This window comes from Sphingobacterium sp. NGMCC 1.201703 (assembly GCF_047784615.1).
In the GTDB taxonomy this organism is placed as follows: domain Bacteria; phylum Bacteroidota; class Bacteroidia; order Sphingobacteriales; family Sphingobacteriaceae; genus Sphingobacterium.
The window spans coordinates 29,363-55,603 of the sequence record NZ_JBLOHD010000011.1; the positions used below are offsets into that span (position 1 = coordinate 29,363).

Below are 26,241 nucleotides of genomic sequence, written 5' to 3' on the forward strand. Positions count from 1 at the left end.
TAAAGATAGAAAGGACGTACCTCACAAAAAAAATGTGAGGTAGATCAATTGTTTGGCGAGTATAAGCGACTCAGTGTTTCTCTTGTTACACCAAGATAAGCAGCTAAAATGTGCTTTGGCAACCTTTGCACCAACGATGGATACTCCTGTACAAACTTTTCATAACGTTGCTTTGCAGAGCTGCTCAATAACGATAGGATTCTGTTTTGCAACGCCACGTTCCTGCGGTTTGTTTTCTTTCTGAAAAAATGTTCGACTTGATGGAATTCGCGACAGAGCTTTTCTCTGTTTTCATTGCTAAGGCATAGCACTTCGGTATCTTCCAGACAATCAATATTTACTTTTGCGTTCTTTTGATAATAATAGGCTTCGTAATCTGTGATCCACCAATCCTGAATAGCGAAAAGAAGAATATGTATTTTCCCGATCTCGTCAGTATAATACGATTTCACACAGCCAGAGAGCAAAAAATAATCATTTAATACGAACTGACCTTCCTGTATGAGGAATTGATGCTTTTTGAATTTCTTAAAGCTAAAATGGCTCAAGATATAATCAAACTCGACATCTGTTATATCGATATATTTTCGGAACTGTTCTCGCAAAATTTTACTCATGTCCAAATTTACATTTATATCTTTCATCGTCTTGTCAAGATGATGAAATATTCCATTATTGAAAAAAAGAATCAGGATGATGATGCGTTAGCTCATCAGATATTGTTATCAGCCTCACGAATACTCCAGATTAACCCACTCTTCGATAATGACAACCGTATTATTTTTTCAAATGTATGTATTCGGGTGGATGGGAAAAAACTGATATTATGTGATGTCGCGATTAATCTCCATGAAAACATTTTACAGTTATCGAGGTTTTCAAATTCAAATGATTCTATCCAATTATATTTTCCATCCTCTTCTTGATATAAAACTAAATTGTCAGCTTTAATATTTTCAATAAATGATGATAATTCTGCACCGCAAGCTCCCAAATCATCTAACCCATAACATGGAATATGACTATGAATATCTGTTTTTCCATTTGGATCTTCAATTCCAATATATAACCCAACCGCAAGGGCTTCCAAGAAGATATGAAAGATAATTTGTGTCAGTATACTTTTTCGATTTCAGGTAGTAGTGAGCCTGAAAAGTTAGTCGGAAGGTTGGAGAACTTAGCCACTTTTAGGCAGTACAAACTACAAATCTTAGAAACGTCATTTTGCTTTAATTTTATCTCTATGCTTTAGACCAAATTTAATTAAAGCATTTGCAACTTCTTCCGTTTCTTTCGCATATCCGGTAAGCGCATAAGAAACTGTCACAGGTTTGGTGTCATTAACCGTTCTACTAACCAGTAAATTATCTTCTAATTCCTGAAGTTCGTTGGATAGAACTTTTGGGGATATTCCCTGAGCCATTTCTTGCAGATCTTTAAACCGCATTGTGCCGTGTTTCTGCAAATTGTGCAGGATACAAAATTTCCATTTACCACTGAGCAATTCAATGCCATCTTTTAATGCCAATATAGTTTCTTTATCAATATTTTTATTGCACATCAGATAGTTACTTTCCTAAAGGTAATGAATAGTAAATATATATTCAATATCCAATAGTTTTGTGGTACAGAAATTTTAAAAAAATCGTTATGAAAGTAACAGTAATCGCAAACATTTCGGCTAATGGAAGAATTTTGATATCCGATAACCCGCATCATAAACTACCACTGGAAGCGATGGAATTTTACGTACAATTTGTAAGGCAGGTTGGAAATGTAGTAATAGGATTGAAAACATTTGAAAATTTTCTAAATTTTCCAGATCAAGTAAAAGAACATTTTAATGGAATAGAAATCATCGTATTGGCCGATAAATCTTATACGGCTGATGGCTACAAGACTGTAGCAAGTCCTGAAGAGGCAATTGCATATATGTCTGCAAAAGGAGTGCGTGAAATAGCCGTCGGAGGTGGAACAGGTACTTTCAACGCTTTTTTAGACAAGGATTTGATTACAGATATCTATTTTAACGTCAGTCCTATAATCACTGGAGCTGGAGCAATTTTAGCAAACAATGAGGAGTTAAGTTCAACGTTCAGGTACGAAGGACAGAAGCTTAAAAACGGTTTTCTTCAATTGCATCTAATTAAGGAATACTAAAAAATGACATACCAAAAATGTCTTTCAAGAATAGTTGAATTACGGAAACAAATCCGCTAAAATTATTTCTTTCCGATCTATATTTTTCAATTGGCGACTGTATCCACACGACGATAAGTATATACATCATGGTTAAGGGCGCCGGCGAGCGGAAAGAGAATAAGAAAACCTGCTGCTGTCGACTCACTGGGCACGACTAAATCACCATGGTTATCTAGTGCAAAGCAAATAGTTTTGGTAAAGAATCTATTGACTAATACATAGATGTCAAGGTCGGTATTTCTGAAAGAAACAAAGTTTTGCGATTCGGGCTTAACTTTCCTCGTTCTTTCACGCACGACATTTCCTAAGGAATCAATTAGTTTGAAATGGATCTTATTTTTTTTGATGAGCTCCAATGAAGTTTCGTAAAGATAGTGCAGACTATCAGTTTTATAGTAATTAGGCTCAATATAGTTCCATAGGCAATATTCATTATAGGCCGCACTCTTCTCCTCAATTCTATTATTATGGCCTATTATCTTCTGGGGATAATTATCAAAGATGTATATCTCCTTCAATCGTACCATCGAAACGCTATGCGCCGCAGCAGTTTGTGCTAAATACTTAGGCGATAGGGAAGTACAAGAGATACACGAAAAAATAAATACCACCGAAAATAGTGCAATGGCAAGCGTGCGCATATTTTGATGTTTGTTGATTTCTATCATATGCTCTTATTTTGCGGAAATAAATTGTTGGATACTAAACTTTAAGTTGTTTCTAAACATTAGGTAAGCCCCTCAATAAATTCTGAAAAGATTCTATTTTTAAAAATAGAATCTTCATTTGACATTCCAATAAATGGTATTTCATAAATATCACATGTGCTTTTTTTAACTGCATAAGCTTTTGATCTAAAAATAACCTTTATTAAACTCACAAATTTTAATTGTGCTCAATGTTTTATTTTGTAGGAAATGTTCAATGTTGTTCGCCTTTAAACGATCTTTTTTTGCAAGTTTAAATTTGACTGTACCATAATTTAGTTTAGAAAACTCTATCCTTAATTTCTCAATTTCTAATTTGTGCACTTGTTCTCCATCTGCTAAGAAATTATCCAAAAGCAATAATTTCTGACATAAAAAGTATATTTTATCGTCTTCCAAAATAACATCTCTCTTGAAGGAAGATAATAATGAATCTTTAATTTTATCCCACAAAGACTCTTCACCGATAAAAATCAAATTATTCAATTTTTTAACATCTAGTCCCAAATTATCAATGAGATAATTTGCAACTTTTTGAGGAGAAATTTGGCTTCGATAAAAATCCCTCAGATTACCAAGAGGTTCCCACCTACTTCTATCTAAAGAAAGGTCTATTTGGTGCAAATAGGTATATAAAAATACTACAAACGAATAGTTAATTTTCATCTTTCTAATTCTGTTATGTTTACCATTTTTTTCATTGACGAAAAAATAAACAGTAATTTGTCCAGATCTTCAGTCGATTTTGCATTGCCAAACATATGAACCAATTCATTCCATCCCTCGCCGCTTTTGCTATACATTATGCTTTGAATTGAATAGTCTCCATTACAGTTATAAATGGTCCAGCTTACATCTTGATCAAATATTTCATTTTTCAGATGCTCGGTTTTGCAACTTTTGCTTTTAGCTGGAAATTGGCTAGGATGATTACCGAAATACAAGCCCCCCCGAAATACCTGTATGATTTGTAGTGTCAGCAGGATTAAAATAGTAAACGGAAAAATCTTCTCCATTGGTTTCATCTATAGCATAATCTGTGGGTAAAGAAATAGAATATTTACTTTTCCCTAATTCCCTTTTTTCCAATGACTTTATAAAAGTGGTATCTGCCGAGTTATGTACAGATTTATGATCATTATTTTGTCCACAGCTGGTCAATGTTAATGTTGTCAGCAGGACAATCATTGTCAATTGTATCTTCATATCTTGGTTATCTTTATTAGGATTCGTGGCTCTATATTTTATACTTCATAATCGCTAGATAAGACCAGTAATTTCATTCAAACGCATTTGTTATTTATTTGCATATTTGATATTATCAATAACAAACTCTTTTAATTCCGTTAAAACCGAAAGTCTGTTGGCCATTTCCGTATTGTTAAACCGAAAATAACCAATTTCAAATGTTTTAAGTTTTGATAGTTTTTCAATTCCTGATAAATCTTCAAGATCCACTTTTTTGTTGCTCTCTGTTGTTGATGCAAAGAGGGATAAGTGTTCAAGGTTTTCGAACTTATCAATCCCATTCAAGCTTTTAAGGTTTGAAGTATAAGTTAATGAAAGGTTTTTAATTCTGGATTTTGAAACGTTTGGCAAGAAATTGAAGTCTGATACTTTGTTTAGACTTAAAAGACAAAGCGTGGTCAAATTCATTAGTTCATCTAAGCGGTTAAATGAAAAGTCTGCATTTTTGACATGTGAAATTAATAAATGTGTCAAATTTGGAAACAATGAAATTAAATCCAAATCATTTTGTTTGATGTTCCAAATATGTAAGTGGCTAACATCTATTAAATTATTCTTATACTTTTTCAATATCTCAAGATTTCTACGGTCAATCTTATAGTTATTGATGGTGATAATTTTCAGGTTGTCATAAAACCGGATATTTTCCAATGTTTGAGTCGATGGTAAAATATACAGAATTTCAGATCTGAAATCAGTTCCGCAGACTGTTTTTGAATAATCAGAATCATCTGGCTGAACAAAATTTTCATTCTTTTGTTGGAATAGAAATCGCTGGAAATCTTGTATATTTTTTATCTCATTTAATTTCATAGGTGCTGGTTCGTGTTATGTTTATCCAATAATTGATCAATCAAAGGTCTTTCAAAGTTTACTGCTGTCAAAATTTTTATTGCTTTTTCCTTATCTTCGATTAAAGCCTTCTCATACTCAAATACAAGTCCGGTGGTCAATAATCTCTGGTCACCTGTATGTCCACCAAAACTTATACATTTCGCTGGTATTTCATAGTCTGCCCACTGTCCTTTAATGAATTGTTGTAATTGTCCGAACGCAGGATTTCCATCTTCTCTGCCTTTTATCCTTGTTGGAATAATAAAGTCCTGTTGACAATTTTTAGGTTGATCTTCAATTATTATCCAATCCTCTCGATTAACACCATATTCTTCAAAGCAGCATTCCATTGCATCTTCCATAGTGTAAGAGAAATGATCCCAATCTGCAGAACTATCCTGTAAGCTGTAATAACCAAAAAGATAAACTCCGCCTTCTGCCTGACAAAGCATAAGTTTTTTTGTTTTCTCGTCTATGTTTTGAAATACTACTTTTCTCATTACATGTAAATATGATATAAATTGCTGTTCTAATATAATATCCTACCTATAATAATTTGACCAAGCTTTGAAATAAGGTTGTAGCTTTTCACTGAGATTCATCTTGACCCATTCTCAATCAACTCCCTCCTCCGTGTATAATATTTCGAGGATACCAACATGCACGATATTGATGATTTCACAGTTGTGACTTTGCCCAATATAATTGATATAATCAAAGGAACTTTCGACAAAAGGGCTTGTGCGATCTGCTACGATCTGGCCACCAAGATATGTCGCAAATTCATTCATAAATAAGTATGTTGAACGATCTGAGAAAAAACTATCTTCTCCCATTTCAACAATTTTCTTGTACTCGGGCACTTTATCAAACAGAATACCTGTTAATGTATCAAAAATAAAAACATCAATTTCTTCTAATGGCTTCATCTGGAGTTTCAAATATGATTAAAAATAAGAATTTGCATCAGATCTGATACACTTCCTAGACTACTTTTAGTATATTAGTTTCGCTAATACAGTTATTACCTGCAATTGCCCAAACGCGATTCACAATGAATGAAGTAGAAAAAATAAAGCAACAGATTGTAAGAAAAGCTATAGAATTTAAAACAGGAGGTTTTAGGCCTACAAATTCTATTTCTGAAAGTTGGATAGGAAAAGTTTACTTATACAAAGAAGATGAAGAAATTCCGAAAGACAAAAATGGAAATCTAATGTTTCCTTTGTTCCAACTTTGCTTAGAAGATATTGAAATTAGACCTGATATTTTAGCTGATACAAAGGTGATTACTGTTTTTGTAGCAGAAGAACTTCCAATGGATATTACAGCCAACGGAAAAGAATGGCTATTGCGCGAATATAAAAAATCAGACAAATTAATAATTAAAGAATTATACAATCCTGATTCAGGACTAAAACCATTCCCCCTAAAACCTTCAAAAATAGAAGAAGATTATCCTGTGTGGGATGGAGGTGGTTTAACAAGTGAAATGGAAAATGAAATATTAAAACTTGAAGATTCTGGAATAATTGAAGGTTACTATGATATAGCTGAGAATCAATATGGACACAAACTTGGAGGTTATCCAAGCTTTTGTCAACCAGGCGTATATTTTGGCAACGACTTTGAATTTGTATTTCAAATTGCATCCGACGACAAAGCAAATTTGAATGTAGTTGATAGCGGAACGATGTATTTTGCTAAAAATGCGAAAACAGAAGAATGGAATTTCTACTGTGACTTTTATTAAAAAAATAGCAGATAACAAATATAGGTAACTGGGAATTAATTAAGGACTTTTTCGCAAATAGAATTAATTCCGTTATGCAAGACAGAAGACAGAAAACCTTTAAGATAGCTGCAATTATAGAACCTTAGAGTTTTTCGACCTCTTCGACTGAAAGCCCTGTGCCTTTAGCGATATCAGCTATAGGTAGTCCCATTTCCTTAAATGCTTTAGCAGTCTCAAGCGCTTTTTTGCGCTCCCCTTCTGCCAAACCTTTAGCTTTACCTTCTGCCAGACCTTTAGCTTTACCTTCTGCCAAACCTTTAGCTTTACCTTCTGCCAGACCTTTAGCTTTACCTTCTGCCAGACCTTTAGCTTTACCTTCCGCCAAACCTTTAGCTTTACCTTCCGCCAAACCTTTAGCGTGACCTAAAGCTTCTCCGGATTTCAAGGCCGAATTGAATACGCTCTCCGCATCGCGCTTATGTTTTAAACTTGCTTCGTATGACATGAGTTCCTCCTCCGTTAATTTACCTATCTCTCCTATCTCAAAGATAAGACCAAATATTCTTTTATCCAAAAATGATGGCAATCTATCCATGGTACTCAAGTGTTTAAGTAAGTACAACCATTGATCCATCACTGTCTTTAGTTCCTCTGGCTGTTTATTGAACAATGGAAGCGAAATCATTTTATACCCCAATTTATCATAAAATATTTCTTTGGTCAATTTGTCACACAGCGCCACATCATAGAAATAAGGGCGTTCTGTGACACGGGATATACCAGAACTTCCGTTTCTGTCCATGTCAAACTCCAAAATACCAATAAAGTAAACCTCCGGTAGGTAATAATCACTACCTTTCTTGCCTCGCGCTAATTGTTTATTGATCAGACGTGAGGTATAATACACCGCGCGGTCCTTAAAAAATTCTTGAAAGAGCTGCTGCATCTCAATGATGAAAACCTCGCCATCGTTGCCGATACAATGTAAATCAAATACAACACGACGCATTTCCTCATAGTCGCCATCTTGTTCTACAGGCTTGTATCTCAGATCCGAAATTATCTTCTCTCCATGAAATAGACTATTGAGAAACTCAATTAGTAAGATTTTGTTGTCCTCTCTACCAAAGTAAAATTTCCAACCGAAATCGGTACGTGGATCTACATACCTACCTAAATGTCTTTTTGATTTAGCCATAATGCTTATTAATTGGTTATCAGGCAAATATACAATAATAGATTTAAAAATACTAACATAATTAGCAAAAAAAAAAAGAACACAGACAAGAAAGTAATTTATATTGATAATCAATCGCAGAGCTGAAAAGTTACATTTTCCGGATTCTCTGCCTTATCTTTTAAATACTGATGTTTTAGAAGCACAGATAAACTATTGTAGATGATAAGATCACAGCACTAAAAATGCAAGGCCATAGCCAAAATGCATTGCCGCAGGTTACCAGGAGTGATAAAACCCCTACCTCCATAATAATAACGGGTATTAAATAGATTTTCGGCGGTCAATTTACATTGAAATTGTCGATAAACATAACCTATATTAGCATTGCAAAGTGTATAAGCGTCTGTATAAAAACTTCCAGCACTTGTACTGTTAATAATCAGATCCTGACCAACATAATTTCCTCCTAACCCAACATTCCACTTGCTATCCTTATTTGCCGGCAGTTCATAGCTAGCATACCAGGTGAAAGACCATTTTGGACCAGCATTTACAGGCCTTAATCCCTGAACGGCAGCATCAGCAACCGTTAACTTACTAGCGTTGTACGCTCCACCCGCATGGATAAAAAAATTGGTCAGAGGTTCGGACTGTATATCGAACTCTACACCACGACTATACTGTTTTCCTCCCTGAATATATTTTGTGGCATCCGCTGGATCTGTAATCACCGAATTGCGTACACGGATATCATAGTAGCTCAGTGTAAGGTCAAGGGCATTGTTGGGAACCGCAATTTTGACACCGGACTCGAACTGGTTGCCGTATTGAGGTTTGAAATTATATAAAATGCCGTTGGCACTTGTCGGTGCGAGATTTTGAAATCCGCTCATATAATTTCCAAAAACTGTTATAATTTTTGGAACAAGCTGATAAGTCAGACCTATTTTAGGCGTAAGGGACGATTGCTTATAATCGGCAGTTGTAACGGCAGTCAACAGATCCTTCGTACCCAAATTGATCAATCTGTCGTATCGGGCACTGAACATCAGCGTCAACGCATCGGTGGGTTTGATGACATCTGAAATGTAAGCCGAGTAGCTGTTCTGAGGAGCGACCGAATTGTTGGGCTGCCTGGAAAGTACGATACCGCGGATCAGGTCTGCATGAAATAAATTTGCTGTAGCCGAAGGATCAGCAAGAAATACTGTATCCACATAACCTGCATTTTTATAATTTGCCGCATAACTATAGCGCTGGTAGTCAAGACCGATCAGTAATTTATTGTCCCAGCCTCCTAGCTTAAAATTACCGATAAAGTTTTGCTGAACCTGATAGTTGCTGATATCCTCGGATTCATAGTGTAATACCTTCCTTGCTACAGCAGTATTATTGTTGAGCAGCAGGTTTGTCTGATAATCGCCATTGGACGTGCTGTTTGTACTGGCGAGGTTTGTTTCAGACTGCCAGAACGGCGAAATGGCATAGCTTATCTTTCCATAAAAATTGAGTGAGGAGGTTCGCCATAGCAAGCTGTTATTCGTATAAGAACTGAAGTAGTCCAGATGGAGATCGTTCGCATGCTGTACGTTTGTGGCAACGCCGCCGATAAGGGGATTGCCAGGTGTAAACAAAGGATTATTGGTGGTATTTCTCCGCAAGAATTCGGCCTCGATCCTAACCTTAAGGTCAGGACTCAGCTGGTAGCTAAAACTTGGTGCCAGAAAAAGGCTTTTATTCAATCCCTGATCCTGGAAACTCTTTCTGGAGGTGAATGTCGCAAACATTCTGAACAGGGATCTGTGTGCTGAATCAAGTGCTGTATTTATTTCAACACTGCCACGGTGCAGGGCATTGTTGCCCGCTGCGAGCGAAATAGTTGTAAATGTACTATCCACGGGAATATAGGTGAGAACATTGATCAATCCCCCGAAAGCCATATTTGTACCACCAAACAAGGTACCACTCGGTCCTTTGATTACATCCAGCTGCTGTATATTGCTATTGTCATCGCTATAGTGTAGGTAAGCATTGAGGCCATTTCTAAAATTGCTCCTGGTCCGAAATCCACGAATAGTGAAATACGGTGCAACCCCTGCCCAGCTGGGTGTCACCCCCGCTGCATTTGCCAACATAGCTGTCTGGGTATAATAGTTTCTATTTTTAGTCAGGTTGATACCTACACTTGTTGTAACCTGTGGATTCTCGTAATCAGGTATGTTTATCCTTGCTGACTGATAGCTAGACCTATCTTTCCTAAACTGGGATTTAATAAAAACAGAGTCAAGCTGTTTTGGCAATAGCGTATCAGCATGGTGCGCCTGCGCATCGGCGCTAAAAATTGTAAATAGAAGCGTAAAAATTAAAAAAGACTTTAAGTATAGCGTTTTCAAGGGTATAATAAATTAAATTTGACCAATATATACCCACAACAGATTTGTTGCCTGTAACAATATAGCTCAAGCCATCCTGGTACTAACAACAATCTGATTTTGCGGGTTTGCATAGCTGGGCTTATTTCGCAGCGCTGTTACGTTCTCTCAAATATTCCAAAATAGCTCTGCCTTCGTCCTGCTGCAGTCCTAAGCTAATCATAGGAGAACTGAAACCTTTGCTCAGCGCTATTGCATCGGCGTCTTTTTCGAGCATAGCCGCGGGATCCAGCATCATATTCATGATCCACTCTGGCGTACGCCGCTTTACAACGCCATCCAACGAAGGCCCCACCAAGGTACGTTCGAAATCGTGGCACATGGCACATTTGGACACAAAGAGCTCCAGGCCTTTATTGGCTAGCTGTGCGTCAAATGGTTTGCGTTCGACAGCGCTAACAGGCCCCACTCCTTTGGATCCATCTGATTTAAAATCCAATATTGCTGCTTCTGTTGGAGCTGCTGATTGGTTTGCTGTCGTACTACTGTTGCTTTCTTTCTTCTTGTCTCCATTGCCTCCGCAGGCGATTATCCCGATGATACCGAGACAGGAAAGGATTACGTTGATTCGTTTGTTCATTTCTCTTTATGTTATGGTGATTAAAAACTTTATGAAATATGGGACAGCCAGTAACCGCCCCAATTTTTACTTAAAGATGTAGACTTGATATTTGATATCATCCTGATTTGCTTTCTTGCCGTCTTTCCACAACTCAACGATAATTTCCCATTGGCCGGCCATGGAAAAGTTTATTTCTCCTTCATAGTAACCCTGTCCAATGGATTCAGCATCCTTATTACCCGATGAGCCATGCCCCATAGCTGGCATATTTGTTTTCAGCTTGATGAGGTATCCGTCCAATGGTGGAAAATCATGGTGCTCCATCCTACTCATCAGAAATTTGATAGGATGCTTGCCTTGCTTTAGGGTATCCGGCAGCAGATTGGATATAAATACGCGGCTATCATCCCGTGTACCGGAACTCATCGTCCGCATTGTCTTTGCAGCGGATACGGGAAGTTTTATGGCTATGGTATCCTTTTTCCCTTCCGTTTCAAGAATTGTATACAAATGCCAACCCGGTCCCATATCCGGTATATCGGCCATGATAAACACCATTGCCCCCCGGTACCAGCCCTCGCCTAGGGCGACAGGATGTTCAAAAGGTCCTCCATGCTTCATCAGTCCCATATCCATCTGTGGGTAATAGTCAAGTGATGAACTATTGAAGGGTTTACCATCTTTGTCCCTTACCTGTAAATAAACCGTATGATATTTATTGTAAAGTTTAGCATCGGCATAGACCTTAAATGTTAAGCCATTGTACGCGGTATCTGCGATAGCAATTAGGTCGGATTCGTCTGGAATAGCAGGTGTCGTAGCATCATGGGCACCAACATGTTTTTTCTGGGAATTCTGTTCAGTACAGGCAATAGCAGATAGGACGACCGAAAGTGCCACGAGAAATTGGAATACTTGTTTTGATAAATTCATTGAATTGTTTTTTGCTATCCTTTATCCAGCAAAAGCTGAATATCGGCTATGATTTTTGGAATTGAATCTGTTTTTGTCCCGTCGTATACGGCTCTGACCCGAAAAGTTGTATCGACAAGTGTAAAAGCACCACTATGGTCGAATCCTCCCGGAGCATTCGGATCTTCCTGTGCAAACGAGAAATAACCGTCAGCACCAGCGAGCTTATACAGCTCGGTTTTCGGACCGTTGAGGAAAAGCCAATTGGATGGTGCCCCCAGTTCTGCTGCATAGTGCTTCAACACATAGGGCCTATCGTATTTGGGGTCTACGGTGTGCGATACGATCAGGATTCTAGGGTCGTCCGCAAAGTGCTTTGCTACTTTAAGCAGATTGCGAGAGGTGATCGGGCAGATTGTAGGACAACGCGTGAAAAAGAAATCAGCTAGGTAGATTTTTCCTTTCAATGTCTTTTTGGACACCATGCTACTGTCCTGATCCAACAGTGTAAAATCGGGTATTGTATGGTATAGAGTATCGATGACCTTAACACCATCGTTAATCCTTTCCTTAATGTCTCGCTCACCTAAGATAGGGAGCGGAACTGAAGGAGATGATAGTGTACATGCAATAAATTGACATGCCAAAAATGAAGATAAGGCCACAACTATCCCTATACGGGAATATGTGCTCATGAGATTTTGATTTAATTATTATTAACAATTGCAATTGAAAACGCCGTCTCGTCGAATAGCCTATCAATTGCTCACACGCTATAAAATAATTTAAACCAATGGTGGATGGAAAATTGTAAAAGTGGGATTGTAGGAATAATCTTGTTTGTACTCTGGGTAAGACAAACTAATATAGTCTTCATTGTTTAAGGAAGACATATCAAAAGAAAAATTGTGGGAGTTGTCGATAAAGACTACGTCAATAATACGGGATTCAAGATTTTTTTGTTCTTTTTCCTCATGTTCGCGCATTTTCTTCATCAATATACACTGCCCACGGCAGGACAGTGCTTTTTCATTAAAGCGATTCACACATTCATTGCGTGCGATATAATCCCTGTTCAATTCAAATACAGACCATAGCCATACATTTGAGAAGCTCTGTAAGAGCATCAATGGCAATAAGATCCATATGAACTGTTTCGCTTTCATGTTTAGTTAATCCGCCAAATATAAAAACGAAAGATGGAATAAGCAACCTTATCGGAAGAAGAATTGAAAATTATTTAAAAACATTATTAAACTGTAATATTTACTTGGAAGTGAGATATAGTTATTTCCCTATGCATCTTACCATTGAATCTAACGGTAGGCTCAGCGGACAAAAGGCGGTCATCGACCAAGGCTGTTGATTTTGTTTCATTGCTAAAATCCATAATGCGCAATATATGTCTCCCTGAACATAAAAGCATCAGATGATTCATCAACGACAAAATTGACAACTCTCTTTTCTACGCCCCCGCTGTCTCCACTATATTTCTGGCTGTCAAAAGATGCCGGAAACGGAAATTTATTGATTTCAGAAAAATCCATTTTTTGTTTGCCTGTGTCAAGCTCTTCCTTACTGACTTTTTTAAAGGCTTCAACAAAATAAGAGCCAAACATATCATACACGAACCCGGCATATACTTCGGGAGTAATCTGCTCATCGAAAAGATTGCATTTACAGGAAATAGAAACTTCCGTGGTCGTCATCCCATTGTATTTTCTGTTCCTGTAGGCCGGATGAAATTTTACCGTATCCGTATTGTAGATAGAGTCATAAAAAAACTTATGGGTCTCATTCATCACATCAAAATATAATGTAAACGAATAATCCCCTTTCTGCATTAACTTTTTGGGACTCAATATTTTCGTCCATGTGTAGTCAAAAACGTAATGGGATATCTGGGCATCAACTCGGGGCCTTTTGAGCAGAATAGAAGCTCTTGATAGACCCTCATCGTCATCAATGCTCCAAAACCTGTTAATTGTAACTTCCATACCTTATGAATATTTAATATCGATTTTATAGGTTTCAATATGTGTGCTGACCGCTTCAAGGACTTCTGTCGGACAGCGGAACTCTAAAATTTTCCTGTTCCTGAACGTAAAAATTAAATTAGAATTTCGTAAGTGGTGCATTATTCCTATTTATCTTTCCAATTATGCGGGGTTTATTTTTATTCATCATTTTGTTTCAGGTACTTTATCGGCACATCCTCTGTCAGCCAAACACCATTGTCGGAAATGAAAAACCGAAAATTGTCATTATACATTTGTTCTGCAAGCACTTTGAAAACAAATGGTTTTCCGTGTCTTTGGCCAACTTTTATTGCTGTTTCAATGTCGCTACTTAAATGAACATGTTGTCTATTTCGTTTTTCAAGTCCTGCGTTTAAAATGGATTGGACTGATTTTTCACTTGTTCCGTGGTATAAAATTTCTGGTGGTTTTTGATTTGTGTAGCCTAACTCAATTTCTACTGAATGTCCTTGACTAGCTCTTATCCTATCAAGTGTATCATTAAATGCAAATCTCTTTTTAGAATTTGTTGCTACAATGTGACTAAGCGTTTCTCTGTCTAACTTTATTCCGTAGTTGTTTACTTTTTCAATTAAGTTATCTACATCAGTCCAACCATTTTGGTCAAGTTGAATACCGATTGTTTCAGGTTGGTGTCGTAATACCAAACTTAAAAACTTGCTTATGTTTATTTCGCTATTACCCATAATTCTAATATTAGGAGCCTAAAAGTCTCTGCCACCACGTCCGCGCCGCTTTTGGCAAGCTGCTGTTATGTGCAGTAATTTTTTCCTCTTTCATTATTTCTGTCACGTCCTTAATTAAACCGTCCACCATTGGTGAAAAATTTCTGTACTTTTTATGTTGAACTTTTATAATATGATATGAATTTTTAGCTATCTCATCTGATGAGCTGTTTGTTCTAATAATTATTCTGCAAAGTTGTTCAATACAATCTCTTATAATATTGCGGTTATCTGTTCCTTTTATTACGCTCTCAAGGATTTCAAGAGCTTTATTATTTTCACCGGTCTCAACATATAACTCTGCCAATTGTCGATTGTAGATGTCGGTTAGAAAATCTTTATCATTTTTTTTGAGTGTCAATTTATAAGCCTCTATCTCTGAAACCTTGTCGTCTGCATATTTCGCGTATGTCCTATACAAACCTAGTTCTTCCTCAGTCCAAGCTCTATCTTGTTTGATCCATTCAGGTAGTTTTGTCAAAAATAGTTCTCTTTCATTTGTCGAATAGAGAAAATACAGTTCATCCTGAATTGGTGATTTGTAACATCTGAAATAGGACTTTTTCATTTCTTTCCAATCGTCTATGTCTACGTGCGAATAGATACAACTATATTCCGCCTCTCCAATATACTTTAACAGTTCAGTTTTCATTGGGTTGTCCGCTGTTTTTAAATATTGGTAGGTTTCTTTAACCCCTGCCGAAACCAAATATTCTCCGTCAAATCCAATTCCGCTATCAAAATCAATATTTTTAGCTTCAAGAAACAACCATACGATTTCGGGAGAATTGAAAAGTGTCAGAATGAAGGCACAGAAATATAAATTATCAATATCACCGTCTTTCCCATATTTTCGCCATTCCTTTTCTTCTGCAAAAAGATATTTTACAATTTCATAGTCCGTCTGTTTAAGGTCATTGTAAATTGCAATATTTAGTCTTAATCGGTCAAAGTGTTTTGAATCTATGGCATCTTTGTCAAAGCGATAATTGTCCAAGAGTTTTGGATTCTGTCGGACTAAGTCGAGTTCAGTTATATATTTTTCTACTACTGTCACGCTGCCTTGGTATTATTGTGCATCAATCTCAAATATACGCAATCCAGCAAATTAGAAAATAAATTCTAAACTTCATCCCTCCTGCTGTATCTAATATCCATTTTATTCAGTTCCAATTACCAGTTTTCAATTCCAAGACGAACTGGCTAAGATCAAGGTTAAAAGGCGCAATTTAAGCGCCTTGTCTTAGATATTGATCAACTCTAAACATTAAAGTATTCTATCATCTTGGTCTTGATAGGAGTCTTGTGACACAGTTTACGTTACAGTCTCTCTCCACTTTGTAGTTGCAATTCCATATAGAGGTTCCAAAGATTCTGTGCGATTTCTTCAGCGCTCATTTTTTTTAAATTAATTCTCTTCGTAATAATAGGAATAGTCTATTCCCTTCATAAACATCTCTCGACTGTGAATATCATCAGTCAGCGCATTCTTTATAAATATTTTCAATGGTTGACTATTCGCTACGCTCTTTATCATGGCTTGGTGATAATCGGCTTTGGATATTTTGCTCCAGTCTACACATTTTTTTAATTCCTTTTTGAATATGAGATCCAGCCAAATGCGCGTACTTCGTCCGTTGCCTTCCATAAATGGATGAGCAATGTTCATTTCCACATATTTATCTACTATTTGCTCAAATGTTTTGTCCGGCATAGCTTCGACGTCTTTTAGCGTATTAGGTAGGAATTGTGCCATCGCAAATTGAAAGCCTCCTTTGGCAATATTCTTTGCGCGGATCTGTCCCGCGAAATCATACAGTCCACCAAATAAATAGGCATGTATCTGCTGTAGACCTTTGACAGTGCCTACTTCAATGCTTTCTATGAACGAGCTTTCAAACAGGGCATAAGCTTTACTTTTACTCTTACCGTCGATGGTTTCGTCGCTATAGGTAAACCATTCTATAAAACGGTTTGCTTTGGTGCTAGGGAAAGTCTTTCCTAAAGCGATTATGCCATCATGATCCAGCATATCCGAATTATACCTTTTCCCGTCTGCAGCAAGAAGTTTCAGTTGGGTAGTGGCACTGACCAACTCACTTTTCTCTTACATATAAATATTTATCTTCTGCTGGATATCGGGCAAGTGATTTTCAAACCTTTTATTGATCCGTTCGAATCCACCTATCTCATCAAAGGGCTCTTTGTCGAGATCTTCGAAAGTAACAATGCCTTCGACGATCATCTGCTTTTCAATCTGCTGGAGCAAACTCATCTGCGGAACGGTCCAATTTTGTTGCTGGTACAGCTGTAGAAAGACTTTTTTAACACGATCTTTTCAGCTTTCAAGTGCGGATCCAGGCATATAGGTACGAATATAAGCAATAATATCGGTAGCCACATCCTGTCTTTTTGCATTTTTCCATGCATCATGTGGCGTGCGAAGATTGCAGCCCTTGGTATCAGGTAATAAGCTCAGTTCCCTGAAGCGCGCCACGCTTTAATTGCGTCGGAGATGTGGCGATCAATTTAAGCGTAGATATCTTGTTTTGATTTTCTTAAAAATACTTCCTGGAGCACCTGTTTGTCAAGGCTCAGATCGGCAACATGGGCGTTCTCTTCTTCCAGCTGACGGAGCCTACACAGCTCCGAGACGCCCGGACCGCCGTATTTCTTCTTCCAGTTGTAGAATGTCCTTGCGACTTAGTAAATCATAATTATTCTTCCTGCCATTTAATCCCGGGATACATTTCTCCAGTTAATAAGTAAAATTGTAGTATTTCTAAACCATCTTTATTATCAACAAGCAATGCCGTAGGGTACTCATCCCTTTGTCCATTTGTCAATATAAAGTCTTTCATTTCACTAGTTGTCCCTTTCGGATTATGCGTAGTGTAACCCGCGTCGCCATTGAATCGGAGATATATTGCAAATGAATGAGTTGAATTTTTCAATAATATAATTGAACTTTCATCATGTCCGCTAAGGGTATATTCAACAAATTCGGTTTCATGAAACTGTTCAACTACAGTTTTCAATTCCACCAACGTAGTGATGGAAAACTCCTTTCCATTGGCAACCAAGCTTAGCGCTGTAGGATTTGATAGAACTTCAATTCCATTGAAGACACTTGAAACATTTTCCATTTGTAATACAAAATTTTGGACAGCAATTTTTTCGTCCTCATTGTCAGTTATGCCACTTATTGAAATCGCATGGTCCGCCGTAGCAGAAACACTCAGATTACAAATATGAAATGAGCCTGAAATCTTATCGCTGATATCTTGTGCTTGAAGAAAAGCCTGTCTGGATCTTATAATTTTTTCCTTAAGTCCATCAGGTAAATGGTCGAATTCTGCTGTGTCCATAGTGTCAATATTATTTTTCTGCAATTTCTTTTAAAAAGGTTAGGAAGTTATCTGCATATAATTCAAATTCCCACTCACCACTCCCGTGTATACTTGTATAAATTGGTGCATCATTTTCTGTTATTTCATTAATGTCTATGCAATACGGGTCAGCTCCTGCATCAGCAATTACAACAAAATTCTTTGGCCAATCGGCAATTGATTTGTTCGTTACCGGATTAAATGAATAGCCTTCCTGTCTAGTTATCAGCTCAGAAGCTCCATATAAATGTAGACCTTGAAAGTATTTTTTGCTGTCAATAAATACGTTTAAAGGCGAGTAGTTTTTAAGGAACAACAAATAATTTTCCGGTAATTTCCATTTTTTCTCTATGTTTAAAATGTCGGTTTTATCTGCAACAACTAGACAGTCTGTAGGGTTTGATAGATCTGGGTTTTTAGCTCTTTGTGCTTGGAGTTTTCTGTTAAGTTTTGAAACAATTTTTTCAAGTTCTGTTTTTGGATTTTCCAGCGAATTATGAGTTTTCGGTTTAGGATAGCCATCACCGTCCTGAAAGCCATTTTTCTGCCAGATTTCTATTTCTTCTATTCTTAAATCTGTTACTTTCCAATATCCTGGGTCTTTAGGTAGCTCCCTGTCAAATGCTTGTCTGCTAAATAATGAGATGCTTTTGATTGCTTTTGCACGTATTGATGTATTAATACTCTCGTTTTTTAGAATTTCGATCAATGCCGGGTATGATTGTTTGCCGCTGGTTTTTAATAGTCCGTCAATGCCCCAATAGGTTAATTCAGGCTGAGTGATGCACCATTCGAAAAAGTCAGCGTAATTGGCTTCATCTTCGTTTACAAGTTTGATAATATCAGTCATTAGGAAATTTCGCCAATGCAAAATTTGTCCATTCCTTGCGTAATCTGTTAAGATATTTAAAACATATTCTCTGTCAGTTGATGAATATTTTTTCAATAATTTTTCTGTCAGTTTGGAAAATTTACCCCCATCTGTTTCGTCAACTATTTGCTGTCTTAATTTCTGTAAGTTTTTGTCTGTCATAATAATATTATCAAAGTTTGGGTGTTTTTTTTTACAAGTTGTAAATTATAACCGTCTGTAAATGATTTAATCATGTCCTTTTTGGGTATATCCTGGTACACATCCTTTTAAAATCATTCAATATAAAATGTCCTATATATCCATTCTTAATAATCCTTCTTTTAATCTTTTTATACCGTCGTTCGTGTTCAGACACTCTTTCGGGCTCAGGTTATCAAGTGCTGGGATTTTCCGATCGATCCAGTCCAGACCTCCCTCTCTTAATTTTGCGAAGATTACCTTAGCTATATCTGACTTGTTATCCAGGTTTTCCTCCAATAGCTTCTGATCTACGGATTCTGTCCAGTAACTCTCTGCCCAATACACCATATTATCCCAGGCGATTTTACTTTTTTCGTCAAAATATTGTTCGAGCCTTATATAGTCCTGCCTGTTCGCTTCTGTTGCCATTTTATTCAAACTCATTTGTTAGTTATCTTCATATTTGATATGATCAATAATAAACTCTTTTTAATCCTTTAAAACCGGTTCGTGTTATGTTTATCCAATAATTGATCAATCGAAGGTCTTTCAAAGTTTAATGCTGTCAGAATTTTTATTGCTTTTTCCTTATCTTCAATTAAAGCCTTCTCATACTCAAATACAAGTCCGGTGGTCAATAATCTCTGGTCACCTGTAAGTCCATCAAAACTTATACATTTCGCTGGTATTTCATAGTCTACCCACTGTCCTTTAATGAATTGTTGTAATTGTCCGACCGCAGGATTTCCATCTTCTCTGCCTTTTATCCTTGTTGGAATAATAAAGTCCTGTTAACAATTTTTAGGTTGATCTTCAATTATTATCCAATCCTCTCGATTAACACCATATTCTTCAAAGCAGCATTCCATTGCATCTTCCATAGTGTAAGAGAAATGATCCCAATCTGCAGAACTATCCTGTAAGCTGTAATAACCAAAAAGATAAACTCCGCCTTCTGCCTGACAAAGCATAAGTTTTTTTGTTTTCTCGTCTATGTTTTGAAATACTACTTTTCTCATTACATGTAAATATGATATAAATTGCTGTTCTAATATAATATCTTACCTATAATATTCTAACCAAGCTTGGAAATAAGGTTGTAGCTTTTCACTGAGATTCATCTTGATCCATTCCCGATCAACTCCCTCCTCCGTGTATAATATTTCGAGCATACCAACATGCACGATATTGATGATTTCACAGTTGTGACGTCAATTTCTTCTAACGGATTCATCTGGAATTTCAAATTCATGTGCTATCAAGGTACAAAATAGGTATGGAAATTATAGTTATTAGGTTATATATTTTGTCTATTTAAATCCTCTTTTGTAAATTCAACAGTCTTATTACTGAAATAAAACCAATTATGTATAAATTATCGCTAATTATTTTCCTTAAGATCTGTTGCCTAAATAGTAGCTTTGCCCAATCCACTACCAACTCTTCAAATAGTGAAATACATAACACTTTCTCGTATGCGTATATACGTGTAGAAGGAAAATTCTTATCGAAAAAACTAAAGGTGAAAGTGGACTTGGGAGACTCAGATGAACAGATCGCAGAAGGTGAAAAGCTTTCCGAAATATTAACCAATAAAAAGTCGTATGCCTCCATATTGAACTATATGTCTAAAATTGGCTATGAATTAGTAAATGCATTCAATCTAACTGATAACTATAACGGTTCCGGCGGAAACAAAACCTACAGAATAATATATGAACATACAACTTAGTGTAAATAGAGATTTGAACGCAAATGACATTCTGCAGTTATATCAATCTAATAAATGGAGTGCAGCCGAAAAACCTGAACTACTGATCAAAGCACTCTTAAACTCGCATTCTCTGGTTACTGCATGGGACGGTACAACATTAGTAGGCCTCGGCAATGCAATTTCCGATGGGTATCTGGTGGTTTATTATCCACATCTACTAGTGCTACCCTCCTATCAAGGCAAAGGAATTGGGCGTTTGATTATGGATAAAATGCAAGAGATTTATAAGGGTTTTCATATGCAGATGCTCACCGCCGATGGTAAGGCTATTGAATTTTATAAAAAGAACGGCTTTGAACGAGCTGGTCAAACAGAGCCGATGTGGATCTATTCGGGGGGTGATCATTAAATTTGAGGAAACAACAAAACCCGAGCAACTATTGTCAGCAATAATGGGTGTTTATAAATAGACTTTTCATTCAGAATCAAAGGTTCGAAGAGCCTGTCGTAATTAATATAACCGAAAAATATTATTTATTTAAAAAAGAACAACGTATGAGATTCGTATTTACATTGCTGCTTACATTTTTCTATACGATGAATTTTGCTCAAGAAATTGAATACTCTACAAATTGGGTAAGTGGTATAAAACAACAGGTAATACATAAAGACCGCAGTCTAGTCTTAAACAATGGAAGTATAAAGGATAGCATCATGTATTCGAAATATTACAAATTGAAAAAAGTAGACAAAGGCCAACTGACGCTGGATATAATACTAAAAAAAGTACGTCCTCTGTCTGTAAATCCTGTAAAATTTGACATCATCGTTGCTGGTGGAAATAAAGGATACACTTCGATCTATTATAAAACCTCTATACCATTTGACAAAATTTCTTCGAAAATATATATCCCTTTTGAGGCGGAGGTCGACTCTATTTCGGTGTTTTTTATTAGTTCAGGAAGTTCTAGTTTTTCAAAAATTGAAGTTCGTCCAGAAATACAATTTGGCAAAACATTGAGACAATGGGAAGAAAGATTTGTGACGAAGATCAAAAGTCAAGAAATGGTGTCTAATCTCGTAGAATTAGCGCAAACCTGGGGCGCTATCAAATATAATTCTCCTTCAATTTCATATAATGATATTGATTGGGATGAGATTTTATTTGAACGGTTGTATAAGATCTTTGCGGATATTGAAACACCTAAACAGAGCATAGATATCTTGCTTAGTTATGTTTCTTCAAAACCCGATACGGCTTCCATAGGACTAAAATCAGATAGTCTTATTCTCGAAAACCTAGATAATTCGTGGATCCAAAAGTCATCATTGCTCTCCGCGATACAAAAAAAACGATTACAAATAATAGTAGACAATCCTCCTGCTTTTAAGAACAAATATATTGATCGATCTGATAATTTAGTTTATACAAAACTTCAGGAGAAAACACTGCACAAAAATACATTACCCAACGTTTATGAACGTCTTGTCAACCTATTCAGATATTGCAATATCATAAAATATTTATATCCATATAAATATACACTATCAGGGCAATTTGATAATGATTCTCTGCTAGAAGAGCTGATACCTAAATTTATCAATGCAACGACTACGCTGGAATATAACAAACAATTAGTTTTATTGAATTCAACCATTAAAGATGGACATAGTGCCATACCAACATCGTCAATAGGTTTTATTCACAGTGTTTACGGAAATTTCGCGATAGGTCTGCCTATGCATATTAAGAAATTCAAGCAAGATTTTATTGTGACAAATATTGATAGTTCGTTTTCAAAAACAACTGGAATACAAATAGGTAGTTTCATAGATAGAATAAATGGAGTACCACTGCATGAGTCCTATCAGAAAATAACATCCTATATAGGAAGCCCTAGACCAGATGTACATCAGTACCTCGTCAATAGAGAAAAACTCATGAGTCTAATCCCCATATCGGACACCATAGATATAAGCTACTCCACGAATAAAATTGATAAAACCATCAAGATAAAAGGAGATATTAGTCTTTCCCGCCTCTTTAGCAAACTAAAAGACAACAATGCAACCCTTCAAAAGTCTATTGAACATCATGGAATTTATAATATCGATGATAGTATTACATATATAAATCCAGCACATATTGACACATCGACGGCTATCAACGCTTGGATAAATCATAGTAATAAGATAATACTGGATTTACGAAATTACCCAAACGGTAAACTTGATATACAATCATTCATTTCTCCGGACCTGTTGTTTGCAAAAACACAAAAGCTATCTCATTATCCTCAACGTCTAATTGAGTCTGATATAACGACAACGGGCGGAGCCAACTATCGTCATAGCAGAAAAATAGTGGTATTGATTTCGGAAGCATCAAGGAGTAATCCAGAATTCCTAGCGATGGCGTTGAGAGCTGCTCAGAGATCAGATGATATTACAATAATAGGCCGAAATTCGATGGGGGCTGACGGTAACGTTGTGACAATCCCATTAATAGGAAGTCCTACGTTTAGGTTTTGGTACACTGGTACTCGAATACTATACCCAGATCATGGAGAAACCCATGGTATCGGAATTAAACCTGACATCTATGTTCCACTTACTGAAGAGGAAGTGACCATGGGAGTAGATAGCATACTTAATAACGCTATTGATATTATTAGGAAGTGAAAACATTAGTACTTTTAATTGACACGGTCTCATAAAGTTAAATAAATAAAAAATGCGAAGTCCTTTCCCATTCCGCATTTTTATAACTTACACACTTTATGAGACGGTGTCGAAAAAACTGCTATTATGTGAGGTCGTGATTACATCCTAAGTGAAAGCAAATGGCGGGGATGAATAGAAACTTATTCCCGGATCATTAACTAATGATGATTACAAAAAAGTGGCCGCAGAATTTGGGGTTAAGTGGGATGGAATTTGAAACGAAATATAATATGGATATTCGTTTTTTTATTGCATATTAGCCAGCGGAAAATTAGACCATTAGAATTGGTACAACCTATAAAACATATTGATTATGGAAAGGCCATATAGCGGTATTGCAACCCATTACGAAACTCCAACGGGATATTCCATTATCGTCCCGGCAAAGAAGCATTTACCTATTATCATTATTTTTAGTTTATGGCTGCTTGGTTGGATACAATCAATTATTTTTTTTGCCCCGACACTCGGAGACTTTTACGATACAAACGGAGGTTTGAGCTTTGAGGTGATATTTTTTATAGTTTGGTGGATCCTCTCGACGGCAGCTGGCTTATTTGTAATGAAAACGTTAATGTGGTACCTCATTGGAAAAGAAATCATTACAATAGATCGCGATCAAATAAGTATTTCCAGAAAAAATGATATTCTATTCAGGCATAAGATTTATGATCTACAAGAAGCGAAGAGATTTCATGTTGAGGAAGAACATTTTGAATTTGTTTTTTGGAACCAAGGGAATAGTTTAGGTATTTTTAGAAATAGAGGTACTATTCGATTTGAATATGGTTTTAAAACCATAAAATTTGCAAATGATATGGATCAAGCTGAGGCAAATCACATCCTGGAAAGATTAAGATCATCGGGCTATCTGACCGCTACTAATTTTTGATTAAATTTTATATAGCTATGGACGTATGGGAAATAAAATACAGACCTGCATTAAAAAGTGATCTGAAGTTTCTGCTTGATCTCAGGATACAGACGATGAATCAGCATTTAATTGCAAGCTCCTTACCGGTCTCTGATGAGGCACATTTACAAAGGATTGAATATCAATTTGTACACGCCACAATAATTGAAATAAATAAATGTGCCATAGGTCTATTAAAGGTTCACAGACAAGCAAATAACATAGAACTGATACAAATTCAGGTGGCTCCCTCCTATCAAGGCAAAGGAATCGGTACGAGAATATTGAATGATTTGATAAAGGAAGCTACTGAATCAGAGAAAACGATCACATTAAGTGTCTTAAAAACCAATCCAGCTAAGGGTCTATATTTAAGCGTGGGTTTCAAGGTTGTTGGTGAGACTGATGACTCCTACCTGATGTTGTTTGAAAAAAGAGTATCTAAATAGTAGATATTGTAAAATGTATAAAGTATCGATAATTATTTGCGTCATTAGTTTTTACCTGATTGGCGATATAAAGAAATTGTTGTCTGAAACTACCTGTTGAGCATATTTTTCAAATTGGGCAAATCCATTGCCGTCAATCCGATATAAGAAGGTGTTAATACTAGCCTTGACTTTAGCTCTTGTGGCAAATCATTTAATGATTTGTCATCATCTATAATGATCATTTGATCTGGAAGGATATTTTGACGCACAATCTGACCCAATACCTGATCCTTACGTGTAAAGCGATGATTTAAGTGCTGTTTAACATTATCCAACAAGGCGAGCGAATCTATTCGAATATCCCTATCAAGAAATATCTTTTGCCATTCTGCTATTGTATATTTAAAACGGTGCGAGCTAGAAAGGATCACTTGATCTTCTTTAGCAATGAATATCGCATTAAATGTCTCTACAGCAGCACTACTGAATACATAAAAGCCATCGGTTGCCTGCTCCACATGTCTATATGGATTGGCATGTACCATGACACCATCTATATCTAAAAAGAAGATCATAAGGCAACTAAGCTAATAATTAATAGGGGACTTTCAATCCACCCGTTTGCGATTTAATAATAAAAAATATTAGCCATAGATTGATAGTCCAGCCTAATTTTGTAAATTCAAATATCATCACTATATGGTGCTCACTCTCTTATATATGAAGAGAGTCATTAATTAATCAACCTACACTTTTGTGTAATTTTCCCTTTATTAAGAAAATACAAAGATATTAATACTTATCTTTTTAGTAAATTATATTACCAAGTGAAAAGATTTTTAATGTTTATTGCATTGCTGGGGCTAGGCTTTGGCGCGTGCAAGAAAGATGATGCCGCAAAATCAAAAGAAGACACGATTATAATTGATGGTGAGGAGTATTGATTACCTGGATTTTTCAATGGATATGAATAAGTTCGGGCCCGATTTACGATACGCTAAAGCTAATAACTTATGAAACCGTTTAAGCTTTTAAGTATTTTCTTCTTAGTACTAATAAATAATTTTGCCACATCGCAACCTGTTTATTTATAAGCTGTCAGATTCTCACATTAAAATTTCATGAAGAACTTAACCTTGTCAGACTATATCCCTTTATTTTTTATAATAATAAGTGTACTTATATTTTTTACGTCCGATAATAAGCCAATATATTTATTAGCTATAGCTTTTATAAATACACCTATTTTCCTGAAAAAGAAAGTAAATGAAAACCTATATAAGGTAATTCAGACCACATGTTCCATTATTGCCATTGTAATAATTGGCTATGGATTTTATACCACGAACAACTAATGTAAAAAGACAGGTTTCTCTCAAGACCACATTAAAAATTCTATATCAGGCAGTTTTCCTTACCAAAACAACCGATATCAGCAAT

The 26,241-nt window shown here is 36.3% G+C and carries 32 protein-coding genes and 2 pseudogenes; 7 read left to right on the forward strand and 27 right to left on the reverse strand.

Translation table 11 applies throughout. The annotated features are described in order from the left end of the window. Window positions 1–44 precede the first annotated feature (44 nt). From ACK8HY_RS20295 to ACK8HY_RS20305, 3 genes are all read right to left on the reverse strand, one after another. A complete protein-coding gene (locus ACK8HY_RS20295) occupies window positions 45–617 on the reverse strand; it encodes a Crp/Fnr family transcriptional regulator (protein WP_077435765.1) in 573 nt (190 codons plus the stop codon). A 95-nt stretch (window positions 618–712) separates the two neighbouring features. Then, window positions 713–1,090, reverse strand: coding sequence for a hypothetical protein (locus tag ACK8HY_RS20300; protein WP_416134610.1), 378 nt, complete (start codon window positions 1,088–1,090; stop codon window positions 713–715). A 129-nt stretch (window positions 1,091–1,219) separates the two neighbouring features. Continuing rightward, entirely contained in the window at window positions 1,220–1,561 is a 342-nt protein-coding gene (locus ACK8HY_RS20305) for a winged helix-turn-helix transcriptional regulator (RefSeq protein ID WP_416134611.1), read from the reverse strand. An 89-nt stretch (window positions 1,562–1,650) separates the two neighbouring features. On the opposite strand from ACK8HY_RS20305, the gene ACK8HY_RS20310 reads away from it, so the two are divergent. Further along, window positions 1,651–2,160: a dihydrofolate reductase family protein gene (locus ACK8HY_RS20310; RefSeq protein WP_416134612.1), complete on the forward strand. Its 510-nt coding sequence runs from the start codon at window positions 1,651–1,653 to the stop codon at window positions 2,158–2,160. Between the two features lie 86 nt (window positions 2,161–2,246). Here ACK8HY_RS20310 and ACK8HY_RS20315 read toward each other — a convergent pair whose 3' ends face one another. From ACK8HY_RS20315 to ACK8HY_RS20340, 6 genes are all read right to left on the reverse strand, one after another. Continuing rightward, entirely contained in the window at window positions 2,247–2,870 is a 624-nt protein-coding gene (locus ACK8HY_RS20315; RefSeq protein ID WP_077433812.1) for a hypothetical protein, read from the reverse strand. Between the two features lie 186 nt (window positions 2,871–3,056). Further along, the gene (locus tag ACK8HY_RS20320; protein ID WP_077433814.1) at window positions 3,057–3,575 is read right to left on the reverse strand and encodes a hypothetical protein; all 519 of its coding nucleotides are present in this window, start codon (window positions 3,573–3,575) and stop codon (window positions 3,057–3,059) included. A 264-nt stretch (window positions 3,576–3,839) separates the two neighbouring features. Beyond that, window positions 3,840–4,115 carry a hypothetical protein gene (locus ACK8HY_RS20325; RefSeq protein ID WP_416134613.1) on the reverse strand — a complete coding sequence of 92 codons (276 nt, stop codon included), beginning with the start codon at window positions 4,113–4,115 and terminating at the stop codon, window positions 3,840–3,842. 90 nt (window positions 4,116–4,205) lie between these two features. After that, a complete protein-coding gene (locus ACK8HY_RS20330; protein ID WP_416134614.1) occupies window positions 4,206–4,970 on the reverse strand; it encodes a hypothetical protein in 765 nt (254 codons plus the stop codon). Beyond that, window positions 4,967–5,491, reverse strand: coding sequence for a hypothetical protein (locus tag ACK8HY_RS20335; RefSeq protein ID WP_416134615.1), 525 nt, complete (start codon window positions 5,489–5,491; stop codon window positions 4,967–4,969). The genes ACK8HY_RS20330 and ACK8HY_RS20335 overlap by 4 nt, the downstream gene beginning before the upstream one ends. A 114-nt stretch (window positions 5,492–5,605) precedes the next feature. Continuing rightward, window positions 5,606–5,920, reverse strand: coding sequence for a hypothetical protein (locus tag ACK8HY_RS20340; RefSeq protein WP_416134616.1), 315 nt, complete (start codon window positions 5,918–5,920; stop codon window positions 5,606–5,608). Between the two features lie 125 nt (window positions 5,921–6,045). Between ACK8HY_RS20340 and ACK8HY_RS20345 the strand changes: the two genes are divergently transcribed. Continuing rightward, a complete protein-coding gene (locus tag ACK8HY_RS20345) occupies window positions 6,046–6,744 on the forward strand; it encodes a DUF1963 domain-containing protein (protein ID WP_416134617.1) in 699 nt (232 codons plus the stop codon). Between the two features lie 124 nt (window positions 6,745–6,868). Here ACK8HY_RS20345 and ACK8HY_RS20350 read toward each other — a convergent pair whose 3' ends face one another. The 17 genes and pseudogenes from ACK8HY_RS20350 to ACK8HY_RS20430 form a co-directional block, all read right to left on the reverse strand. After that, on the reverse strand, window positions 6,869–7,924 hold the full coding sequence (locus ACK8HY_RS20350; RefSeq protein ID WP_416134618.1) for an Rpn family recombination-promoting nuclease/putative transposase: 1,056 nt from the start codon (window positions 7,922–7,924) through the stop codon (window positions 6,869–6,871). A gap of 218 nt (window positions 7,925–8,142) precedes the next feature. Beyond that, window positions 8,143–10,299, reverse strand: coding sequence for a TonB-dependent siderophore receptor (locus ACK8HY_RS20355; RefSeq protein WP_416134619.1), 2,157 nt, complete (start codon window positions 10,297–10,299; stop codon window positions 8,143–8,145). A 121-nt stretch (window positions 10,300–10,420) separates the two neighbouring features. After that, window positions 10,421–10,918, reverse strand: coding sequence for a c-type cytochrome (locus ACK8HY_RS20360; RefSeq protein WP_416134620.1), 498 nt, complete (start codon window positions 10,916–10,918; stop codon window positions 10,421–10,423). Window positions 10,919–10,984: 66 nt separating this feature from the next. After that, a complete protein-coding gene (locus ACK8HY_RS20365; RefSeq protein WP_416134621.1) occupies window positions 10,985–11,833 on the reverse strand; it encodes a FixH family protein in 849 nt (282 codons plus the stop codon). A gap of 14 nt (window positions 11,834–11,847) precedes the next feature. Further along, on the reverse strand, window positions 11,848–12,507 hold the full coding sequence (locus ACK8HY_RS20370) for an SCO family protein (protein WP_416134622.1): 660 nt from the start codon (window positions 12,505–12,507) through the stop codon (window positions 11,848–11,850). 90 nt (window positions 12,508–12,597) lie between these two features. After that, the gene (locus ACK8HY_RS20375; protein WP_416134623.1) at window positions 12,598–12,978 is read right to left on the reverse strand and encodes a hypothetical protein; all 381 of its coding nucleotides are present in this window, start codon (window positions 12,976–12,978) and stop codon (window positions 12,598–12,600) included. A gap of 213 nt (window positions 12,979–13,191) precedes the next feature. Then, window positions 13,192–13,809, reverse strand: coding sequence for a hypothetical protein (locus ACK8HY_RS20380; protein ID WP_416134624.1), 618 nt, complete (start codon window positions 13,807–13,809; stop codon window positions 13,192–13,194). Between the two features lie 179 nt (window positions 13,810–13,988). Further along, window positions 13,989–14,537, reverse strand: coding sequence for an RNA 2'-phosphotransferase (locus tag ACK8HY_RS20385; protein WP_416134625.1), 549 nt, complete (start codon window positions 14,535–14,537; stop codon window positions 13,989–13,991). Window positions 14,538–14,547: 10 nt separating this feature from the next. Beyond that, window positions 14,548–15,633: a hypothetical protein gene (locus ACK8HY_RS20390; protein WP_416134626.1), complete on the reverse strand. Its 1,086-nt coding sequence runs from the start codon at window positions 15,631–15,633 to the stop codon at window positions 14,548–14,550. A gap of 351 nt (window positions 15,634–15,984) precedes the next feature. Further along, the gene (fic, locus tag ACK8HY_RS20395; protein WP_416134627.1) at window positions 15,985–16,671 is read right to left on the reverse strand and encodes a protein adenylyltransferase Fic; all 687 of its coding nucleotides are present in this window, start codon (window positions 16,669–16,671) and stop codon (window positions 15,985–15,987) included. Between the two features lie 12 nt (window positions 16,672–16,683). Beyond that, window positions 16,684–16,902 (reverse strand): annotated as a pseudogene (locus ACK8HY_RS20400) (type I restriction-modification enzyme R subunit C-terminal domain-containing protein); the annotation flags it as partial. 12 nt (window positions 16,903–16,914) lie between these two features. Next, window positions 16,915–17,073 carry a hypothetical protein gene (locus ACK8HY_RS20405; RefSeq protein WP_175991962.1) on the reverse strand — a complete coding sequence of 53 codons (159 nt, stop codon included), beginning with the start codon at window positions 17,071–17,073 and terminating at the stop codon, window positions 16,915–16,917. A gap of 53 nt (window positions 17,074–17,126) precedes the next feature. Then, a pseudogene (locus ACK8HY_RS20410) lies at window positions 17,127–17,270 on the reverse strand (IS3 family transposase); the annotation flags it as partial. 23 nt (window positions 17,271–17,293) lie between these two features. Beyond that, a complete protein-coding gene (locus ACK8HY_RS20415) occupies window positions 17,294–17,944 on the reverse strand; it encodes a hypothetical protein (RefSeq protein WP_416134628.1) in 651 nt (216 codons plus the stop codon). A gap of 10 nt (window positions 17,945–17,954) precedes the next feature. Further along, window positions 17,955–18,998, reverse strand: coding sequence for an SMI1/KNR4 family protein (locus ACK8HY_RS20420; protein ID WP_416134629.1), 1,044 nt, complete (start codon window positions 18,996–18,998; stop codon window positions 17,955–17,957). Window positions 18,999–19,130: 132 nt separating this feature from the next. After that, complete coding sequence (locus ACK8HY_RS20425; protein WP_416134630.1) at window positions 19,131–19,463, reverse strand: hypothetical protein; 333 nt, start codon at window positions 19,461–19,463, stop codon at window positions 19,131–19,133. 347 nt (window positions 19,464–19,810) lie between these two features. Then, entirely contained in the window at window positions 19,811–20,038 is a 228-nt protein-coding gene (locus ACK8HY_RS20430; protein ID WP_416134631.1) for a hypothetical protein, read from the reverse strand. A 347-nt stretch (window positions 20,039–20,385) separates the two neighbouring features. Between ACK8HY_RS20430 and ACK8HY_RS20435 the strand changes: the two genes are divergently transcribed. From ACK8HY_RS20435 to ACK8HY_RS20455, 5 genes are all read left to right on the forward strand, one after another. Further along, window positions 20,386–20,751 carry a hypothetical protein gene (locus ACK8HY_RS20435; protein WP_416134632.1) on the forward strand — a complete coding sequence of 122 codons (366 nt, stop codon included), beginning with the start codon at window positions 20,386–20,388 and terminating at the stop codon, window positions 20,749–20,751. After that, window positions 20,735–21,142, forward strand: a complete 408-nt coding sequence (locus tag ACK8HY_RS20440) for a GNAT family N-acetyltransferase (RefSeq protein ID WP_416134633.1) — start codon at window positions 20,735–20,737, stop codon at window positions 21,140–21,142. The genes ACK8HY_RS20435 and ACK8HY_RS20440 overlap by 17 nt, the downstream gene beginning before the upstream one ends. Before the next feature lie 146 nt (window positions 21,143–21,288). Continuing rightward, on the forward strand, window positions 21,289–23,415 hold the full coding sequence (locus ACK8HY_RS20445; protein WP_416134634.1) for a S41 family peptidase: 2,127 nt from the start codon (window positions 21,289–21,291) through the stop codon (window positions 23,413–23,415). 355 nt (window positions 23,416–23,770) lie between these two features. Further along, window positions 23,771–24,349, forward strand: coding sequence for a hypothetical protein (locus ACK8HY_RS20450; protein WP_077433858.1), 579 nt, complete (start codon window positions 23,771–23,773; stop codon window positions 24,347–24,349). Between the two features lie 17 nt (window positions 24,350–24,366). Then, entirely contained in the window at window positions 24,367–24,819 is a 453-nt protein-coding gene (locus ACK8HY_RS20455) for a GNAT family N-acetyltransferase (protein WP_416134635.1), read from the forward strand. An 89-nt stretch (window positions 24,820–24,908) separates the two neighbouring features. Here the strand turns inward: ACK8HY_RS20455 and ACK8HY_RS20460 are convergent, their stop codons facing one another. After that, window positions 24,909–25,376, reverse strand: a complete 468-nt coding sequence (locus ACK8HY_RS20460) for an HAD domain-containing protein (RefSeq protein ID WP_416134636.1) — start codon at window positions 25,374–25,376, stop codon at window positions 24,909–24,911. Between the last annotated feature and the right edge of the window lie 865 nt (window positions 25,377–26,241).